The 16,208-nt window shown below is 66.9% G+C and carries 12 protein-coding genes and 1 tRNA gene; all 13 read left to right on the top strand.

Annotation, left to right across the window (positions count from 1 at the left end; translation table 11 throughout):
• Positions 1-288: 288 nt before the first annotated feature.
• The 13 genes from IHE57_RS15010 to prmC all read left to right on the top strand — a co-directional run bounded on the left by IHE57_RS15010 (position 289) and on the right by prmC (position 16,191).
• Positions 289-1,347 (top strand): M15 family metallopeptidase, encoded by a 1,059-nt coding sequence (locus tag IHE57_RS15010; RefSeq protein WP_209374379.1) that lies wholly within the window; start codon positions 289-291, stop codon positions 1,345-1,347.
• A 112-nt stretch (positions 1,348-1,459) separates the two neighbouring features.
• Positions 1,460-1,535: transfer RNA gene (locus IHE57_RS15005), tRNA-Arg, on the top strand.
• A gap of 123 nt (positions 1,536-1,658) precedes the next feature.
• Positions 1,659-2,465: an ABC transporter ATP-binding protein gene (locus IHE57_RS15000; RefSeq protein WP_209374377.1), complete on the top strand. Its 807-nt coding sequence runs from the start codon at positions 1,659-1,661 to the stop codon at positions 2,463-2,465.
• Complete coding sequence (locus tag IHE57_RS14995) at positions 2,462-5,011, top strand: ABC transporter permease (RefSeq protein ID WP_209374375.1); 2,550 nt, start codon at positions 2,462-2,464, stop codon at positions 5,009-5,011. The genes IHE57_RS15000 and IHE57_RS14995 overlap by 4 nt, the downstream gene beginning before the upstream one ends.
• An 81-nt stretch (positions 5,012-5,092) precedes the next feature.
• Positions 5,093-6,268: an MFS transporter gene (locus tag IHE57_RS14990; RefSeq protein WP_209374373.1), complete on the top strand. Its 1,176-nt coding sequence runs from the start codon at positions 5,093-5,095 to the stop codon at positions 6,266-6,268.
• Between the two features lie 92 nt (positions 6,269-6,360).
• A complete protein-coding gene (locus tag IHE57_RS14985) occupies positions 6,361-7,131 on the top strand; it encodes a DALR anticodon-binding domain-containing protein (protein ID WP_209374371.1) in 771 nt (256 codons plus the stop codon).
• Entirely contained in the window at positions 7,131-8,573 is a 1,443-nt protein-coding gene (lysA, locus tag IHE57_RS14980) for a diaminopimelate decarboxylase (protein ID WP_209374369.1), read from the top strand. The genes IHE57_RS14985 and lysA overlap by 1 nt, the downstream gene beginning before the upstream one ends.
• A gap of 32 nt (positions 8,574-8,605) precedes the next feature.
• Positions 8,606-9,913, top strand: a complete 1,308-nt coding sequence (locus IHE57_RS14975; RefSeq protein ID WP_209374367.1) for a homoserine dehydrogenase — start codon at positions 8,606-8,608, stop codon at positions 9,911-9,913.
• A 2-nt stretch (positions 9,914-9,915) separates the two neighbouring features.
• Positions 9,916-11,001: a threonine synthase gene (thrC, locus tag IHE57_RS14970; protein ID WP_209374365.1), complete on the top strand. Its 1,086-nt coding sequence runs from the start codon at positions 9,916-9,918 to the stop codon at positions 10,999-11,001.
• A 2-nt stretch (positions 11,002-11,003) separates the two neighbouring features.
• Positions 11,004-11,906: a homoserine kinase gene (gene thrB, locus IHE57_RS14965; RefSeq protein WP_366933983.1), complete on the top strand. Its 903-nt coding sequence runs from the start codon at positions 11,004-11,006 to the stop codon at positions 11,904-11,906.
• Positions 11,907-12,130: 224 nt separating this feature from the next.
• Positions 12,131-14,200, top strand: a complete 2,070-nt coding sequence (rho, locus tag IHE57_RS14960) for a transcription termination factor Rho (RefSeq protein WP_209374363.1) — start codon at positions 12,131-12,133, stop codon at positions 14,198-14,200.
• Position 14,201: 1 nt separating this feature from the next.
• Entirely contained in the window at positions 14,202-15,278 is a 1,077-nt protein-coding gene (gene prfA, locus IHE57_RS14955; protein WP_209374361.1) for a peptide chain release factor 1, read from the top strand.
• Position 15,279: 1 nt separating this feature from the next.
• Positions 15,280-16,191: a peptide chain release factor N(5)-glutamine methyltransferase gene (prmC, locus tag IHE57_RS14950; RefSeq protein ID WP_209374391.1), complete on the top strand. Its 912-nt coding sequence runs from the start codon at positions 15,280-15,282 to the stop codon at positions 16,189-16,191.
• Positions 16,192-16,208: the final 17 nt, after the last annotated feature.

Raw genomic sequence — 16,208 nt, 5'->3', positions numbered from 1 at the left:
CCGGGCGGTGATCGTCGAGCTTGTCGCCGACGATCACCGCCCGCACACCCGTTTGTAACGGATGGTAACGAACCGGGCTCCATCGTGGTCGCGCGATAGGTCGCCTGTAGTTCTTCGTGACCGTTCGAGACTTCGAATGACCAGGTCACACACGGTGTATGAACGAAAAGTGACATTCGGTAACGAGGTCGTTATAGTGTTGTGACATAAGCTTTTCGGACGCCCGGATCCGGGTCTCCAGCGCACAGCCGCAGTCATGTACAACCACAGCCGACAGTATGGAGCACTATGTCGAGTGAGCTCTCGACCGCCGAGGCGCCGCAGGTCCGCCGCCGCGATCTGCGCAAGCACCACGCCTCGTCGCCGATTTCGACGATCTTCTCCAGAACGCCCGCGACACCGTCGTCGCGCGTGCCTGAAACCGATCTCTCCGCCACGCTGTCCCCGCGCCGCGCCGCCATGGCCGCCGAGGCACGTGGCGCTGCCGGTTCGCCGCGCCGGGCCGCTATGGCCAAGGAGTTCGCACAGGGGCAGTCCCAGGTGATGACTCCGGCCGGACGCACCTCGACGCTGGCCGCCGCCGAGCTCGGCAGCCGCGGCTCCGACGGTTCGCTGCTGCGCTCGGTCCGTCGGCGTCAGGTCACGACCTTCTCCGCCCTGGCGACCGTCTCGGTCACGGGCACCGCCATCGCAGCGGTGATGGTCGCCGGCAACCTCAGCGGCAACCAGGAAGTGAAGGTCGACGACTCCGCTGCACGGGCGCAGCCGCGGGCGATCAACGCCGAATCCGTCTCCGCCGACATCAAGGTCGACGAGGACGACAAGACGTCGACGACGATCGGCGCACCGAGTGCCAAGCAGACCAAGGTCGAAGCCGCATCGCGCGCGATCACGAAGACCGTGCTGCCCGGCTGCGAGGGCGAGGCGCCGAAGGGCGACGCCAGCAACGGCGAGCTTCCCGACGAGTGGCTGTGCAAGATCGGAGTCGGCAACCACAAGCTGCGCACCGATGCCGCGGTCTCCTTCGCGAAGATGAACGCCGCCTTCAAGAAGGACACCGGGAAGGAGCTTGCGGTCACCGATTCCTACCGGTCGCTGGAATCACAGGTCTCCGTGGCCGCCCGCAAACCGGGCTTCGCCGCACGACCCGGAACCTCGAACCACGGTTGGGGGCTGGCACTCGATCTCGGAGCCGGAACCTCGAGCGGCACCGGCGAGCAGTACGACTGGCTGGTCGCGAACGCGAAGAAGTACGGCTGGGAGAACCCGGACTGGGCCAAGCGCAACTCCTACGAACTCTGGCACTGGGAATACGTTCCCGGCCGCAAGGACATGAAGGGCGCCTGAGCTCCGAATCCGATGCTGCTTCGCAGCGCCGACGCCGCGTGCAATCGACATCCGATTGCACGCGGCGTCGTTTTGGGAGGTGCCGTGCATCGGTGATAGCATTGCATCCGTTGCCCGCGTAGCTCAGTGGATAGAGCGTCTGCCTCCGGAGCAGAAGGTCGTAGGTTCGAATCCTGTCGCGGGCACCATGGCACCGTCCATCTCACCAGCTGAGGTGGGCGGTTCTGCATTTCCGTTCCGAGTGGTCGACGGCTCGGGCAGCATCTAAGGTAGTCGGAGAGGAATCCCGAACTGCGATATGAGGCCCTTTGATGTCGAAACCGTCCGATGCGACCGGCCGTGCGGCCGCGAACGCCGATGCGGTCTCAGCCGGCGCCACAGTGAGCGAGCCCGATATCATCCTCCGGGCGCAGAGCCTGCGCAAGAGCTTCGGCCGCGGCGAGACCGCCGTCGACGCACTCGATGACATCAGCGTCGACTTCGAATCGGGTCGCTTCACCGCCATCATGGGGCCCTCCGGCTCAGGGAAGTCGACCTTCATGCATGTGCTCGCCGGTCTCGACCGAGTCGACTCGGGATCGATCGTCATGCGCGGGAAGGACATCACCCGTCTCAACGATCGGCAGCTGACCCAGCTGCGTCGTGACCGAGTCGGATTCATCTTCCAGGCGTTCAATCTCGTCCCGACGCTCAGCGCCGAGCAGAACATCGAGCTGCCCGTGTCGCTGGCTCGGAAGCGGATCGACCGCGAGTGGAAGGCCGAGGTCGTCGAACGCCTCGAACTCGGCGACCGACTGCAGCACCGACCGCACGAACTCTCCGGCGGCCAGCAGCAGCGTGTGGCCGTAGCACGCGCTCTGCTGACCCGGCCCGATGTCATCTTCGCCGATGAGCCCACCGGCAATCTCGACTCCCATGCCGGTGCCGAGGTGCTCTCACTGCTCGGTCGCGCTACGAGCCTGTACGGCCAGACGATCATCATGGTCACCCACGATCCGGTAGCGGCCTCCCATGCCCACCGGGTCGTCCTCCTCAAGGACGGACGGGCCACCGGAGAGGTCCGGCAGCCCACCCGGGAGAGTGTGGTCACGGCCCTGAGCGAACTGAGCTCCCTGTGATCGCTGTCGCTCTGGCGCAGATCCGGATCCACTGGGCCCGCTTCCTCGCGATCGGTCTCGGAATCGCTCTGGCGGCGGGCTTCGTGGCGACGACCCTCATCATCAACTCCTCCCTGCAGAACAGCCTCGAGGACGCCGTCGGTCGTTCGTTCTCGCAGGCCGACCTCACGGTCATCCCCGACAAGGACGTGTTCGTCGGCGGAGACGAGGTCGCGCCGCTGCTCGGCCCCCTGGCCGAGACCGAGGGAGTCCGTTCCGCCTCGCTGTCGGCACGGACGCTGACCGCCGGGCGGGGTTCCGCCTTCTCCGAGAGCTCGTTCGCCCTGTCCCCGGTCCCGGCTGATGCAGGGCTGGACGCCTTCGACATCGTTTCAGGCGAACGCCCGCAATCGACCACCGACCTCGTGCTCGACACGCGCACGGCGAAGAGCCTCGGCGTCGGGATCGGCGACGAGATCCGCTTCACCGTCGATTCCGTCCCCGTGGAGACCGGTGAGGAGGATATGCCCGTCTACCGCGGACCGAGTCACAACAGCGTCACCTTCACAGTCGTCGGTCTCGCACAGATGGGGGAGGACCCGGCCCTGCCCGGAGCCAATCGCGCCCTGACGACCGCCTCCGGCTACCAGGATTACTTCGCGCAGCAGGGCGACGTCATCGCGATCCAGATCGCACTCGACGAGGGTGCCGACGCCGAAAGGGTGCGGTCGAAGCTGCAGTCGGTCATCGGATCCTCTCAGCTGGACGGCAGCCTCGAGGCGCTCACCGTCGGCGATGCCGTCGAGGTGAAGACCGATCGCCTGTCCGGAGGCAATGCCGTGATCACCGCGCTGCTGCTCGTCTTCGCCGGCATCTCGGTCGTCGTGGCGATCCTGGTCGTCTCCAACACCTTCTCGGTCATCGTGGCCGGGCGCCGTCGTGAACTCGCCCTGCTGCGCTGCCTCGGCGCGTCCCGCGGGCAGATGTACGGCTCCGTCGTCGCCGAAGGCCTCGTCGTCGGTCTGCTCGGATCGATCCTCGGCGTCCTCGCCGGCGTCGGCGTCAGCCACGCGCTGATGCTGGCGGCCGTGCGCTACTGGCCCGAGGAATTTCCCTACGACACCCTCACCGTTCCCGTCTCGGCTCTGATCACCGGTATCGCCGTCGGAGCACTGCTGACGATTCTGGCCACGATCCGCCCCGCCCGCAGCGCCATCGCCGTGACACCTCTCGAAGCACTCCAGCCCTTCGACGTCTCCTTCGCTCCGTCCACGCGGAACCGTCCCCGTCAGCTCATCGGCATCGGCTGCCTCGTCGTCGGCGCCGTGCTCGTCATCGTCTCCCTCTACGCGGTGTCGGCGGCACAGGCGTGGATCATCGGCGGTGCCCTCGGCGGGGGACTCATCGTCACCGGACTCGTCATCAGCTCTGTGCGGATCATCCCGCCGCTCGTCGGGTGGATCGGCGAAGTGCTGATCAGCCCCTGGGGGATGCCGGGTCAGCTGGCCACCCTGAACACCCTGCGCAATCCGCGGCGCACGGCGACCACCGCGACGGCCCTGGTCATCGGCGTCACGCTCGTCGCGACCATCCTCGTCGGCGGGATGTCGACGAAGGCGACGCTGGGCCACGGCCTCGACCAGCGCTATCCGGTCGATATCTCAGTGCCGCTGTCCGGCCTCGTCGCCGATGATTCGCTCGAGGAGGTGCGCGAGATCCCCGGAGTCGCCCACGCGATCTCCGCTCACCGCGCCGAGGCGGTCGAGGACTACAAAGACTCCCGCCCGGAGATCTATGTCATCGATCCCGAAACCGCTTCGACGGTCCTCGGTGACTCTGCCGCAGATCTGGTGACCGGCCGGGTGGTGGTGCCCGAGGACTACCCCGACTCGACGGTGCGGATCAGAGGGCTCAACGAGATGAACGTTCCCGTGCACAAGGAAGGCCTGTCCAGTCTGGCGTTCTTCACCACTCCCGAGGTGGGCAACAGCATCGGGGTGTCGGCGACGTCGACCGCGGTGCTCGTGCGCCTCGACGAGGACGTCGATGTCGATGAGATCAGCCGGATCCAGCAGTCCGTCGCCGAGGCTCTCGACGTGCCCAGCGGCGAGGTCGGCGGTTCCGCCGTCGCCCGCGGCGCCTATTCCGATTTCATCGACGTCATGCTCGCCGGAGCTGTGGCGCTGCTCCTCGTCTCCGTCCTCATTGCGCTCATCGGCGTCTCGAACACTGTGAGCCTCTCGGTCATCGAACGCAGGCGGGAGAACGCACTCATGCGTGCACTGGGCCTGAGCATCGCGCAGCTGCGCGCCCTGCTGGCCCTGGAAGCAGTGCTCATCTCCTCGGTGGCCGCACTCCTGGGCATCGTCCTGGGCAGCGCTCTGGGCATCGTCGGCACGCGGCTGCTCACCTATGAGTACTCCACCGATCTCATCGTCGACTTCTCAGTGCCTTCCTTCCTCGGCATCCTCGCCGTCGCGATCCTCGCCGGCATCCTCTCGGCACTGGCCCCGGCCCGTCGGGCCGCGCGACTCTCGCCCGTGGAGGGGCTCAAACTCGACTATTGAGATGATTCCCCGGTCGCGTCGAGGCCCTCGGCTCGACCCCGGTCGGCGGTCCGGCCGAACGCGTTTGATAGGAAAGAGGGCATGAACTCTGCGCGGACACGCATTCTGATCGTCGTCGGGATCGTCGTCGCCGCATTCAATCTGCGCCCGGGGGTCACCGGTCTCTCGCCGCTGCTCGACGTCATGGGCGAGGAGATCCATCTGAGTGCGGCGTTCCTGGCCATCATCGGCATGCTCCCTCCGCTGCTCTACGGCCTCAGCGGCTTTCTCACCCCACGGCTCTACTCGCGCTTCACTGATCTGGGTCTCGCTCTGGCGGCGATGGCGATGGTCACCATCGGACTCGGGGCCCGGGCCGTCATAGACTCCCCACCGGTGTTCCTCGCCCTCAGCGTGCTCGCGCTGCTGGGGATGGGTATCGGCAACGTCGTCCTTCCGCCATTGGTGAAGTCGTATTTCCCCGACCGGGTAGCACTGATGTCGACCGTCCACGTCGGTCTGCTCCAATTCGGGACCTTCATTCCGCCTCTCGTGGCGGTACCCCTGGCCACAGGGTTCGGCTGGCGCGGCTCCCTGCTCGTGTGGGCAGGGTTCGCCGCCTGCGGGGTCTGCGTGTGGATCGTCATCCGGCTGCTGCGGCCCGCGCCCTCCGCCGAGGTGGCCGCCGCGGTCGTCGGAGGCAGCGAACTGGCGAGACTGATGCGCAGCCGACGCGCCTGGGCGCTGATGACGATGACGGGACTGACCTCGTTCAACAACTTCATCCTCTTCACCTGGCTGCCGACGCTGCTGACACGATCCGGATTCGACGCGGCCTTCGCCGGTGCCATGCTCGCACTGGTCACCGCGATACCCCTCGTCCTCGGCTTCGTCCTCCCGGCCCTGGCGCAGAAGCTGACCTCGGCCTACCTCATCGTCGTCGGATTCTGCCTCAGCCTGGCCGTGGGCTACATCGGGCTCTGGCTGCTGCCGACCGCGGCTCCGGTGCTGTGGACCGTTCTGCTGGGCGTCGGGATCTCGACCTTCCCGCTGGCGCTCACCCTCATCACCCTGCGCGCCCGGGACGCGGACTCGGCGGCGGCGCTGTCGGGGTTCGTCCAAGGCGGAGGCTATCTTCTCGCAGCGACGGGCCCGCTGGTCTTCGCATTCCTCATCCAGAGCTTCGAGAGCATGTGGCCGGCTTTCGCGGTGGTGCTCGCTTCGGTGGCGGTCAAATTCCTCGTCAGCCATGCCGCCTGCCGCCCCGGCGCGATCTGATCGCAGCGGGCCGTGAGGTGCGTCGTCTCGTCATGAGAGCGAAGATGACGACAGATTCGTCCTCGCACGGGGCCTCCGAGTACTCTGTTCGGGTGACCCCGGAAGATCTGCAGACCGCACTCGCGCGCGCATTGACGCTGGCCGAATCCGGTCTCGTGGCACCGGGAGCCGCCGATGGGCCGATCGACGTCGTCGCGCCTCGTCGCCCGGAGAACGGGGACTGGTCGACGACTGCGGCGCTGCGAGCCGCCGCTCACCCGTCCGGGCGAAAGGCGCTCGCCGAACACATCTGCGACCACCTGCTGACTCTTCCCGAGGTCGCTGCCGCCGACACCGCCGACCCCGGCTTCGTCAACATCAGCCTCACGCCGACCGCTCGTGCCCGGGCGGCCATCGACGCCGCCTGCGCTCTGCAGCCACCCCGCGGCCCCTGGTCGAACGCCGGCTCGGGTCCATGGTCGGACGCTGCCGTCGATCCGAATGTGATCGGCGCTCTCCAACTTCGCCATGCTGCTGCCTGCAGAGAACGGCGGCGCGCGCGGGCCGCCGGAATCACGACCGACGAGGCCGACTCCTCGACGCTCGACCACCCCAGTGAGGCTCGATTGCTCAATGCGCTGGCGGCGCTTCCGGGAGCCGTCGACCGTTCGCGACGCCTCCGGCGCGCCGCACCGCTGGTCACAGGGCTGAGCGATGTGGCCGACGCGGTCGAGGAGTGGCTGAGCCGCTGTGCGGTGACACCGACGATCGATGAGGACATCACTGCGAGACATTCAGCCCGGCTCGTCCTCGTCCGAGCCGCCATCATCGTCCTCGCCGCAGGACTTCGACAACTGGGCGCTGCGGCGCCGGAGAGGATCTGATGCCCGCACATATCGCAGGGACGCTGCATGCGACGCCGGCCCCGGTGTGGCTGCCCTACCCTGATGACGTCAACGCGCTGCTGCCGAGCCTGTGGTCGGACAACGTCGCGAAGACCGACGAAGGGGTGCTCACCATCGCCGGACACTCCGTGACCGATCTGGCCGCCGACTACGGCACGCCCACCCTCGTCATGGACGTGGCCGACTTCAGATCCCGTGCTCAGGCCTATGCCTCGACGTTCGCGAATGCCTTCTCGACGGAGAAGGGACTGGCCGGCGCCGATGTCTACTACGCGGGCAAGGCCTTCCTGTGCACGGCTGTGGCCCGTTGGGTCCACGAAGCAGGACTCGGCCTCGACACCTGTTCGCTGGGGGAGATGATGGTGGCGCGGGCCGCCGGAGTCCCCGGCGAACGCGTGGGGCTGCACGGAAACAACAAGTCCGTCGCCGAACTCGAATACGCCCTCGACTACGGGGTCGGGCGGATCTTCGTCGACAGCCTCGACGAGGTCGAGCGGCTCGAGGCGATCGCCGCGGCGAAGGGCGTCCTCGCCCCGGTCATGCTGCGTGTGACCGTGGGCGTCGAAGCCCACACCCACGACTTCATCGCCACTGCCCACGAGGATCAGAAGTTCGGGCTGTCGCTGGCGGACGGGACCGCAGCCCGGGCCGCGGAGATGGTCGCGGACTCCGCTCATCTGCGTCTCGACGGGCTCCATTCGCACATCGGCTCGCAGATCTTCGACATCTCCGGCTTCCAGGTCGCCGCAGCCCGTGTGCTGGCCTTCCGCGCGGAGATCATGGCCGAACACGGTGTGGATCTGCCCGACGTCGACCTCGGCGGCGGCTTCGGCATCCGCTACACCACGCAGGACACACCGATCCCGGTTGCGGAGATGGCGGAGGAGCTGGCCGCGGCGGTGGCCAAGGAATGCCGAGGTCTCGGGACGAACGTGCCGCGGATCTCGATCGAACCCGGACGAGCCGTCGTCTCCCCGTCCGTGTTCACCCTCTACGAGGTCGGAACCGTCAAGCAGGTGAGCACCGACAGCGGAACCCGCACCTATGTCGCCGTCGACGGCGGTATGAGTGACAACATCCGCACGGCGCTCTACGACGCGGACTATTCCTGCACGCTGGCCAATCGAGCCTCGAATGCCGAACCGGCGATCGTGCGGGTCGTGGGCAAGCACTGCGAATCCGGGGACATCATCGTCCGGGACGAGTACCTGGGTGCCGATGTCACCGCCGGCGACCTCGTCGCCGTCCCCTCCACCGGTGCCTACTGCCGACCCCTGGCCAGCAACTACAACCACCTGCCCCGACCGGGAGTGCTCGCGGTCGATGCCGATAGAGTTGAGTGGATCGTTCTGCCCGAGGACCACTCGCAGATGTTCGCCACCGATCCGGGGATGGCCGGTGGAGAGCCGGGCGGCAGATGAACGTCAACGACAACAGCGGAAAAGGTGAGGATATGCAGGCACTGAAGGTTGCCATGCTCGGATGCGGTGTCGTCGGCACGGAGGTCGCCGCACGCATTCAGAACCGTGCCGACGGCCTGGCCGAACGCATCGGCGCGCCACTGGAGCTCAGCGCAATCGTCGTGCGGGATGCCTCGAAGGCCCGCCCGGGAATCGACCCGAAGCTGCTCACGACCGATGCCGAGGCGGCCATCTCCGGCACCGATATCGTCGTCGAGCTCATGGGCGGGATCGAACCCGCCAGATCGCTCATCACCGCGGCGCTGCGGCAGGGATCCTCCGTGGTCACGGCGAACAAGGTCCTGCTGGCCGCGAGCTACGGCGAGCTCATGTCCGTCGCCGACGTCGCCGGAGTCCGGCTCGAGCACGAAGCGGCAGTGGCCGGTGCCATCCCGATCATCCGCCCCGTCGGTGACTCGCTGGCCGGCGATCGGATCGACCGCATCATCGGCATCGTCAACGGCACCACGAACTACATCCTCGACCAGATGGACTCCGAGGGCTGGGACTTCGACCGTGCTCTGGCCACGGCTCAGGAGCTCGGCTATGCAGAGGCGGATCCCACTGCGGATGTGGGCGGACACGATGCGGCCGCGAAAGCCGCGATACTCTCGTCCCTGGCCTTCCACGCACCGGTGTCGATCGACGACGTCCATGTCGAGGGCATCGAGGGCATCACCGCTGAGATGGTCGAGACCGCGCGCGATCAGGGTTTCGTCATCAAGCTCCTGGCCGTGTGCGAACGCGTGACCTCCTCGCCGACCGGAGCGGGGCTCTCCGCCAGGGTCTATCCCGCCCTGCTCGACCGCAACCATGCTCTGGCGTCCGTGCGAGGAGCCTTCAACGCGGTCTTCGTCGAGGCCGAAGCGGCCGGAGAGCTGATGTTCTACGGGCAGGGCGCCGGGGGAGCCCCGACTGCTTCTGCCGTGCTCGGCGATATCGTGTCCGTGGCCAGGCGCAAGGTCCTCGGCGGGCGTGGGCAGTACGAGCGGCCGTTCCACGAGGACTCCCGCATCCTGCCCATCGCCTCGATCACGACCAGGTACCACATCACGCTCGACGTCGTCGACCGGCCCGGTGTCCTGGCAGCGGTCTCCGAGGTCTTCGCCGATGAAGGCGCGTCGATCGAACTCATGCGCCAGACGGTCGGCGACATCGACGCGCAGGGGGTCCAGCACGCCAAGCTGGTGCTGGCCACCCATTCGAATACCGACTCCACTCTGAGGAGGACGGTCGATCGTCTCATCGATCTGTCCGTCGTCCACGCCGTCAAATCCGTGATCCGCGTAGAAGGACAGTGAGAATGAATTACCCCAGACACCAGTGGCAGGGCGTCGTCGAGGAGTATCGGAGTCTCCTCGACATCTCCGCGAGCACCCCGGCCGTCACACTCGGCGAGGGCGGGACACCGCTGATCAAGGCGGACAAGCTCAGCGAACGCACCGGCGCCCAGGTGTGGGTGAAATACGAAGGCCTCAACCCGACGGCCTCGTTCAAGGACCGCGGGATGACGATGGCGATCACGAAGGCCGCGGCTCAGGGGGCCAAAGCCGTCATCTGCGCATCGACCGGCAACACCTCGGCCTCGGCGGCGGCCTATGCCACGAAGGCGGGACTGACCTGCGCCGTTCTCGTGCCCGCCGGCAAGATCGCTCCGGGCAAGATGAGCCAGGCGATCGCCCATGGTGCGACTCTGCTCGAGGTCGACGGCAACTTCGACGACTGCCTGACTCTGTGCCGCAAACTCTCGGAGTCCTACCCGGTCCACCTCGTCAACTCGGTCAACCCCGACCGCATCGAGGGACAGAAGACCGCAGCGTTCGAGGTCGTCGACGTGCTCGGCGATGCCCCGGACATCCATGTCCTGCCCGTCGGCAACGCCGGCAACATCACGGCCTACTGGAAGGGCTACAACGAGTATCGGGACTTCGGAGTCGCGAAGAAGGTGCCGCAGATGTGGGGATTCCAGGCCGCCGGTGCCGCACCCCTGGTGCTCGGACATCCGGTCGACGAGCCTGACACGATCGCGACCGCGATCCGCATCGGCAACCCGGCGAGCTGGAGCCGAGCGGAGTCGGCCCGTGACGATTCCGGAGGTCTCATCGACTGCGTCACCGACGATGAGATCCTTCGCGCGCACAAGTTCCTGTCCCGCGAAGAGGGCATCTTCGTCGAGCCGGGTTCGGCCGCCTCGGTGGCAGGTCTGCTCAAGACCGCCGAGGCCGGCAGGGTTCCGGCCGGAGCGACGATCGCCGTGACCGTGACGGGACACGGGCTCAAGGACCCATCCTGGGCGCTGCACACCGAGGACGGGTCCGAGATCGAGACCCAGCAGGTCTCGGTCGACGCGGTCAGCGCCGCTCGCGCCCTGGGCCTCGAGGACAGCTGAGCGTGCGTCTGCGACTCGAGGTCCCGGCCACCTCGGCGAATCTGGGACCGGGATACGACGCCTTCGGCCTTGCCCTGGACATCGTCGACACGCTCACCCTGACGGTGCACGACGCGCCCGTCGACACGACTTCCTGCGTCACGGTGTCGGGAGAGGGAGCTGATGCGCTGCCACGGGACCACACGCATCTGGTCATGCGGGTCATCGCCGAGGTGCTCGCCGCCGAATTCCCCACTGCAGACAAGAGCCTGTTCGGGCGGCTGGAACTCGACTGCGTCAACAGGATCCCGCATTCCCGGGGACTGGGCTCCTCGGCCGCGGCGGTCGTGGCGGGGATCGGGCTGGCCGCCGAGCTCGGACGCTGTGCGACGGGTACGCAACTCGGACGGGAGCGCATGCTGGAGATCGCCACGGACTTCGAGGGCCATCCCGACAACGCTGCCCCCGCGATCTTCGGCGGTCTGACCATCTCCCTGTCGGCGCCGGCTCGGACGTGGCAGGTGCCGGTGCGCACGCTCGACGGGGTCACCGTGCTGATCCCCGGTGTCCGTCTGGACACCGACGTCGCTCGCGGCCTCATCCCAGCCGTCGTCGATCACACGATGGCCGCAGAGAATTCGGCACGTTCGGGGCTGCTCGTGCATGGGCTCGTCAACGACCGTGCGGTGCTGTTCGAAGCCACCCGAGACAACCTGCATCAGGAGTTCCGTCGCAGCGCCTACCCGGAGTCGATGGCCCTCGTCGACGGGCTGCGTGCGCAGGGGCTGCCGGCCGTCGTCTCCGGAGCCGGGCCGACAGTTCTCGTCCTCGCAGACTCGGTTCCCGCAAGCGCGGTCCCCGACGGCGTGATCGCCAGGCGAACCTCGATTGACCTCGGGGGATACCGGGTGCGCCGAGAAAATTGAGGAAACGATTCGCAAGATCGGCTCCGAGCAAGTAGACTATGGGTGTTCCGACAGTGCACGGCTTCCCGCTGTTCTTCACGGGTCCGTCGCCGATGTCAAACATTCTGGAACATCTCCTGCTCATTCTTTAGCAGGTTTTCTTTCACAACGCACCGTCAATGGTGTTTCCGTCGCCGTGAGCAAACGGCACATGCCGCACGGCCGAAAGAGGGAGAAGGACCTTCGTGTCTGAAACCACCACTCACGATTCCACGCCGCGCACAGGCAGCCTCACAGCTCTGCGTCTGCCGCAGCTTCAGGAGATGGCCGCCGGCCTGGGAATCAAGGGTTACCGTCGCCTTCGCAAGAGCGAACTGATCGACGCCATCAACAGCCATTCGGGCGGCTCCGCAGAAGCGGCCGCGAAATCCGCCCCTGCCGAGAAGAAGCCCGCCGCCGACGCATCGCGCGGCAAGGCATCGAAGTCGGCGGAGAAGCAGGACGAGCCGAAGCAGGGCGAGCAGAAGGAAGAGACGACGAATCGTCGTTCCTCACGTCGCGCCGCCGCAGCAGCGTCCGAGGACGCCCCGGCGCTCATCGTCGAACCGAGTTCCGATGCTCCAGCTCAGTCCGAGTCCGCACCCGAGCAGCCGGGCGGCTCCTCATCCGAGGACGCTGACGGTGACCAGGACCGTCAGCGTTCGCGTCGCAGCCGGTCGCGTTCGCGCGGCTCGGAGTCGCAGACCGAGAGCCGCGAACAGGAATCGGACGACTCCTCCGAGAGAGGACGTCAGGACCGCGGTTCCGATCGCGATGGCCGCGGCGGACGTGACAACGACCGTCGCAGCCGACAGAGCGATCGCACCGATGATGATCGCAGCGGCCACGACAAGAGCCGCGGCGGCAATGACCGCGACAGCAGCGACCGCAACGGCGGCGGAAACGATCGCGGCGGAAACGATCGCGGCGGCAGCGACCGAGGCAATGGCGGAAATGATCGCGGCGGCGACCGCGGACACCGCAACGACCGGGACAACCGCAACGACCGTCGCAATCGCGGCAGCGACGATGACGATCGCGGCAACCGTCGTGGACGCGGTCGGGATCGCAAGCGCCGTGGCCGCGGCAACGACGAGCCGGACATCCGTCACGATGATGTGCTCATCCCCGTCGGCGGCATCCTCGACGTCCATGACAACTACGCTTTCCTTCGCACCTCGGGTTATCTCTCGGGGCCCAATGACGTCTATGTCTCGGCCTCCATGGTGCGCAAGAACGGTCTGCGCAAGGGTGACGCCGTCGCCGGTGCGATCCGTCAGCCGCGGGAGAACGAACAGCGCAACAGCAAGCGTGAGAAGTTCGATGCCCTCGTCCGGCTCGACTCGGTCAACGGTCTCACCGTCGACGATGCGCGCAGCCGCGTCGAATTCTCGAAGCTCACGCCGCTCTACCCCCAGGAGCGTCTGCGTCTCGAGACGACGTCGAAGCTGCACTCGACCCGCCTCATCGATCTCATCACGCCCATCGGCAAGGGCCAGCGCGGTCTCATCGTCGCGCCTCCGAAGGCGGGCAAGACCACGATCATGCAGCAGATCGCGAATGCGATCACGGAGAACAATCCCGAAGCCCATCTGATGGTCGTCCTCGTCGACGAACGTCCCGAAGAAGTCACGGACATGCAGCGCGCAGTCAAGGGCGAGGTCATCGCTTCGACCTTCGACCGTCCTGCCGACGATCACACCACGATCGCCGAACTCGCGATCGAACGCGCCAAGCGGCTTGTCGAGATGGGCTCGGACGTGGTTGTGCTGCTCGACAACATCACTCGACTCGGGCGCGCCTACAACATCGCTCAGCCGGCCTCAGGTCGCATCCTCTCCGGCGGCGTCGACGCCAATGCGCTCTACCCGCCGAAGAAGTTCTTCGGTGCCGCCCGCAACATCGAGGGCGGCGGCTCGCTGACCATCCTCGCCACGGCCCTGGTGGAGACCGGATCGAAGATGGACGAAGTCATCTTCGAGGAATTCAAGGGCACTGGCAACATGGAGCTGCGCCTGAGCCGTCAGCTCGCGGACAAGCGCATCTTCCCGGCCATCGACGTGAACTCGTCGAGCACGCGCCGCGAGGAGATGCTCATGACCGCCGAAGAGACGAAGGTCATGTGGCAGCTGCGCCGGCTGCTGTCCGGTCTCGAACAGCAGCAAGCCGTCGAACTGCTCATGTCCAAGCTCAAGGAGACAGGTTCGAACGTCGAGTTCCTCATGCAGGTGCAGAAGACCACCCCCCTGCCGAAGTCCTCGACCGACAACAGCTGAGATGGCCGACGACACCCTCACGGCCAGCGTCAGCGCACTGCTCGATGAGCATGCGCGGGTGCAGGAGGAGCTCTCCGATCCCGCGGTCCACGCTGACGCCGGCCGGGCCAAGAAGCTGACCAGGCGGTACGCGGAACTCGAGAAGGTCGCCGCTGCCGCCCGTCGCTTCTCCCAGCTCGAGGCCGATCATTCCGCGGCCCTCGAGCTGGCGGAGGACGATCCCGACTTCGCCGCCGAGGCGAAGCGTCTGTCCGCGGAGATGGCGGATGTCGAGGCCGAGCTCAAGGATCTTCTCGTGCCCAGCGATCCTGATGACGCCCGCGACGCGATCATCGAGATCAAGGCCGGTGAGGGCGGTGACGAATCGGCGCTCTTCGCGGGGGATCTGCTTCGCATGTATCAGCGCTGGGTCGATTCGCGCGGCTGGTCGAGTCAGATACTCGACGCCACCCACTCGGACCTCGGCGGCTACAAGGACGTCACCATGGCAGTGAAGGCCAAAGACGACGGGGCCTACGGCTGGGTGAAGTTCGAAGGCGGCGTGCACCGAGTCCAACGCGTGCCCGTGACCGAATCGCAAGGTCGCATCCACACCTCCGCCGCCGGCGTGCTCGTCTTCCCCGAGGTCGACGCGCCGGAGGAGATCCACCTGGACGATCACGACCTGCGCATCGACGTCTACCGGTCATCGGGCCCCGGGGGACAGTCCGTCAACACCACGGACTCCGCTGTCCGGATCACCCACCTGCCGACCGGCATCACGGCCAGCTGCCAGAACGAGAAGTCGCAGCTGCAGAACAAGGACGCCGCGATGCGCATGCTGCGCGCCCGGATCCTGGCCAAGCAGGCGGAGGAAGCCGCCGCCGAGGCCGCCGACATCAGACGCTCACAGGTGCGCACCGTCGACCGTTCCGAACGCATCCGAACGTACAACTTCCCGGAGAACCGGATCACGGACCATCGCACCGGCTTCAAGGCCTACAACCTCGACCAGGTGCTGGCCGGCGACCTCGACCCGGTCATCGGCTCCTGCCGCGAGGCCGACAGAGCCGCGAGACTCGACGCCCTGGGAGACTGAACTGGACACCCGCCGGACCACACGCGTCTCCGAACTTCTGCGCGGTGCGATCACACTTCTCACCGAAGCCGGAGTGCCCACGCCCGAAGCGGATGCCGTGGCACTGCTCGCCCATGCCTGGGGCATCGACCGAGCGGCCTTGGGTCGGCGCCGGCTGTTCGACGACCCGGTGCCGACGGACATCGCCTCGGAGTTCGCTCGGCTCTGCGAACGCCGGCGACAGCGGACACCCTTGCAGCATCTGACCGGAACCGCATTCTTCCGGCACCTCGAGCTGCGAGTGGGACCCGGGGTGTTCGTGCCCCGACCGGAGACCGAACTCATCGTCGGAGCGGCGCTCGAGGAACTCAACGCAGCCCGGAGATCACGACGTCCGTTCGTCATCGATCTGTGCTCGGGCTCCGGAGCGATCAGCCTCGCCCTGGCCGCCGAACATGGGGAAGTGGATGTCCTCGGCGTAGAACGCGAGGCTGCGGCGCTGGACTGGTCGCGGACGAATCTCGCGCGGACCCGCCTCGGCGATTCGACCGTCGAATTCCTCCACGGAGATGCGACGACGATCGCACGGACGCGTCCCGACCTGATCGGACGCGCCGACGTCGTGGTGACGAATCCTCCTTATGTGCCCGATGATGCGGTTCCGCGAGATCCCGAGGTCGCCGACCATGATCCCGGCGCCGCACTCTACGGCGGAGGCACCGGGCTCGAGATCCCCGCTCTCATCGTCTCCGAGGCCGAAGCGCTGCTGCGACCGGGCGGTCTGTTCCTCATGGAGCACGGGGAGGAGCAGGGTGCCGGTGTCCGGGAACTGCTGGGGTCCACGGCCAGTCTGAGACAGGCCGAGACCTACCCGGACTACACTGGACGCGACCGCTACACGGTGGCCCGCCGTGAGGCGGACTGCGACCGGTGACCGTCCGAAGCCACTGA

The organism is Brevibacterium renqingii (assembly GCF_017808105.1).
In the GTDB taxonomy this organism is placed as follows: domain Bacteria; phylum Actinomycetota; class Actinomycetes; order Actinomycetales; family Brevibacteriaceae; genus Brevibacterium; species Brevibacterium renqingii.
Note: the sequence above shows the minus strand (reverse complement) of the source record. Positions and strands in the feature narration are given on the sequence as shown.

Coding starts and splice junctions, on each gene's coding strand:
- IHE57_RS15010 (WP_209374379.1), top strand. CDS start 289: ATGTCGAGTGAGCTCTCGACCGCCGAGGCGCCGCAGGTCCGCCGCCGC.
- IHE57_RS15000 (WP_209374377.1), top strand. CDS start 1,659: ATGTCGAAACCGTCCGATGCGACCGGCCGTGCGGCCGCGAACGCCGAT.
- IHE57_RS14990 (WP_209374373.1), top strand. CDS start 5,093: ATGAACTCTGCGCGGACACGCATTCTGATCGTCGTCGGGATCGTCGTC.
- lysA (WP_209374369.1), top strand. CDS start 7,131: ATGCCCGCACATATCGCAGGGACGCTGCATGCGACGCCGGCCCCGGTG.
- IHE57_RS14975 (WP_209374367.1), top strand. CDS start 8,606: ATGCAGGCACTGAAGGTTGCCATGCTCGGATGCGGTGTCGTCGGCACG.
- thrC (WP_209374365.1), top strand. CDS start 9,916: ATGAATTACCCCAGACACCAGTGGCAGGGCGTCGTCGAGGAGTATCGG.
- prfA (WP_209374361.1), top strand. CDS start 14,202: ATGGCCGACGACACCCTCACGGCCAGCGTCAGCGCACTGCTCGATGAG.